General features: G+C 72.4%; 2 protein-coding genes and 1 pseudogene. All 3 read left to right on the top strand.

The genetic code is table 11. The annotated features are described in order from the left end of the window. A pseudogene (locus G6017_RS09630) lies at nt 1–1042 on the top strand (DUF6049 family protein); the annotation flags it as partial. Beyond that, the gene (murJ, locus tag G6017_RS09625; RefSeq protein WP_182617131.1) at nt 1039–2874 is read left to right on the top strand and encodes a lipid II flippase MurJ; all 1836 of its coding nucleotides are present in this window, start codon (nt 1039–1041) and stop codon (nt 2872–2874) included. The pseudogene G6017_RS09630 and the gene murJ, both read left to right, overlap by 4 nt. 86 nt (nt 2875–2960) lie before the next feature. Further along, nucleotides 2961–3378: protein kinase family protein (locus G6017_RS09620; RefSeq protein WP_524536276.1), on the top strand; the 418-nt coding region annotated here is incomplete at its 3' end.

Genomic DNA, 3378 nt, shown 5'->3' with positions numbered 1-3378 from the left:
CGACTCCCCGGTCGCCCGCCTGCAGGACGCCCGGGCGGCCCTGCTGGCCCCGGTGATCGACGCCGCCACCGGTTCGGCCACCAACTCCTCCGCCGCCGCGGGAGACGACACCGCCGTGGCCGGACAGGGGGTCCTCGCGGTTCCCCCCCAGGTCTGGGGCGTCGACGAGGAGTCCGCGAACTCACTGCTCGAGACCCTCGGCGACCAGCTCTCCACAGGCCGGATGCGTGCGGTGCCGCTGTCCGAACGCCTGACCGGTCCCGTCACGATCCCCGAGGGGAGCCTCGCCGAGGACCCCACCGGAGCGGTGGACCCCGGACTCGCCGATCCCTTCGCGGACGACCCCGGGGGGGACACCGTCCGACGACTGGCGGGGGCGCTCTCGGGGACGGGGACCCTCCGATCGCTGGTGGACACCTCCGACCCGACCTCGGCGGATGCGGCCGCACACCTCGACCCGCTGGTGGGTGACGCCCTCCGGGCGATCTCGGAGACCGGTCGACGCGCCGGCGGGGACGGTCTCACCTTCGAGACGGGGACCGGTGTTGCCGCCCGGGACCGCGGCGCGACCCGCCTGGCGCGGCTCGGGGAGACGGTGACCGCCTCGCTGGCGCGCGTCGATCTCCTGACCCCGGGCAGCGTGTTCACCATGGCGAGTCCCAACAGTCCGCTCATGCTGGTGACCCGTAACGCGCTGCCGTTCCCCGTGCGCGTGGACGTGACCGTCACCGCGCCCGAGGACATCACCGTCGACCCGGTCGGTCTCATCCAGATCCCGGCCGCGGGCTCCCGCACCCTCCAGGTCCCCACCCAGTCCGACTCCGAGGGCGGGGTCCGCCACACCGTGGTCTTCGCCCTCCACGGGCCGGACGGGACGCGACTGTCCGACCCGGTCGAACTCTCGGTCCAGTCCGGTGGGTATCCCGTCGCGCAGGGCTTCGCGATCGCCGCGGCCGCACTCGCCCTCGTCCTCGGAGGCCGCCGGTACCTGCGCTACCGTCGGGGGATCCTCGACCCCGCGGACGAAGGGCACCGACCGTGAACGACGAGCAGGGTTCCCCCGAACCCGGGCTGCGTAGACCGGATCCCGGGCTGCGGGGCCGCCGCCGCGAATCCGGGAGCTGCGTCTCGCCACGCCCCGTCTCGCCGCCACCGGTCGCCGACTCGTTCGCGCCCGACTCGGTACCCGTCGACCCCGTGGTCCCGATCCCACCGGGCCCGGCGACCCGGGGCGGGGGGACCGGCACCACCACGCGGGACTCGTCCGACGCCTCGGTGATGCGGTCCACGGGGTCGATGGCCGTGGCCAACCTCGCCAGCCGGATCACCGGTTTCGTCCGGATGATCCTCATCCTCACCATTCTCGGCCCCGCCGTGGCCTCGGCGTTCAACACCGCCAACACGCTGCCCAACATGATCACCGAGCTCGTCCTGGGGTCGGTCCTCACCGCCATGTTCATGCCCCTGCTCGCCAGGGCGGCCCAGGAGGATCCGGACGGGGGGGTCTCGTTCATCCGGCGCCTGCTCACGGCCACCTCCCTGTTGGCGCTGGTCGCCACGGTGGTGGCGGTGGCCTGTGCGCCCCTGCTCACCGAACTCAACCTCGGGGACGGTGAGGTCAACACGGACCTCGCCACGGCGTTCGCCTTCCTGCTGCTGCCGCAGATCTTCTTCTACGGCGTCTTCTCTGTCATGCTCGCCGTGCTCAACTACAACGGGATCTTCCGACCCGGTGCGTGGGCCCCGGTCTGGAACAACCTGGTGGCCATCGCGACCCTGGCCCTGTTCGCCGTGGTCGGGAGCGGCATCGACCCGGCGGCCCCGGTCAACCTCCTCAGCGCCCCGATCCTGTTGCTAGGCCTGGGCACGACCCTCGGCGTGGTGGTGCAGGCCGCGGTCCTGCTGCCCGCGCTGCGCCGTGCCGGCGTGGTCCTGCGTCCCCAGTGGGGGCTGGACCCCCGGATCCGCCAGTTCGGGGGCAACGCCCTCGCCGGGTTGTCCTACGTGTTCATCTCGCAGGTCGGTCTGGTCATGACCAACCGCATCGGTTCCGCCGCCGACGAGGCGGCCATCGCCATCTACGGCACGTACTGGCTGCTGCTCCAGGTGCCGTACGGGATCATCGGTGTGACCCTCCTGACGGCCATCAACCCACGACTGGCCGACAACGGCGTCGCCGGGCGGACGGACGCGGTCGTGCGGGACATCTCGCTCGGCACCCGGCTGTCCCTCTTCGGCCTGTTGCCGATCATCGCCTTCATGACCGCCTTCGGCCCGACGATCGCGACCGGCCTGTTCCGCTACGGCAACTTCGACGCCGCGAACGCCGACATCCTCGGCCTCACCCTGGCCTTCGGTGCGTTCACCCTGGTGCCGTACGCGGTGGTCCTGCTCCAGCAGCGGGTGTTCTACGCGCGCGAGGACTACTGGACCCCGACCATCATGATCCTCGCGATCACCATCGTCCGCGTGGTCCTGTCGCTCATCGTCCCGCTGGTCGCGAACGAACGATCCCACGTGGTGATCGGCCTCGCCCTGGCCAACGGGATCGGCTGGGTCGTGGGCGCGGTGGCCGGGTACATCCTGCTGCGCCGCAGGCTCGGCTCCCTGCGAGGGCGGGAGACCGCGAGGTCGGCGGTCTGGACCCTCGGCGCGTCGGCTGCCGGAGCGCTCGTCGCCCTCGCCGTCGACACCCTCCTGCCCCTGGACCTGCTGACCGACTCGGTCGGCAGCATCGGGTACGTCTTCCGGGCCGGGCTCGCCGCGGTCATCACCCTCGTGGTCACCGGGTTGATCCTGTCGCGGTCACGACTCCCGGAGCTGGACGCCGTCACGCCCGTCCTCCGGGGCCTCGTGGGGCGTCTGAGGCGATAGTCGTCCCGGGCCGGGCGAACCGTACACTCGGGGGGTCAGGAGCGGGCGGATCGGCTGGACGGCCGCGTCATCGAGGAGGTCGACGGGTGGGCGATGCCAACGGTGTTCCGGCGCAGGGTTCGCCCTCGGGTCCACCGCGCCTGACCGCCGGGGGACTGGTCTCGGGTGGGCGGTACGAGCTCCTCGAACCCCACGGCGGGGTCGCCGGTCAGGCGTTCTGGCGAGCCCGCGACAAGCGCCTTGGTCGCGAGGTCGCCTTGACCTTCGTCGATCCGCTGCCCGGCGAGCAACCCCCGGGCTCGGCGACGGGCGTCCTCGACCGGACCGTGGCCCTGACCCGCGTCTACTCCGACGGACTCGCCCGTGTGCTCGACGTGATCCGCGGCCGCGCCGGCGGCATCGTGGTGAGCGAATGGGTCCCCGGGCTCAGCCTCGCCGCCGCCGTCGGTGATCCCGACCCCGACTCGGCCGTGGCGGCCATGTGGGGTCTGGCCGACGCCGCCA

Source organism: Dietzia sp. B44 (assembly GCF_014145245.1).
GTDB classification, from domain to species: Bacteria; Actinomycetota; Actinomycetes; order Mycobacteriales; family Mycobacteriaceae; genus Dietzia; species Dietzia natronolimnaea.
Note: the sequence above shows the minus strand (reverse complement) of the source record. Positions and strands in the feature narration are given on the sequence as shown.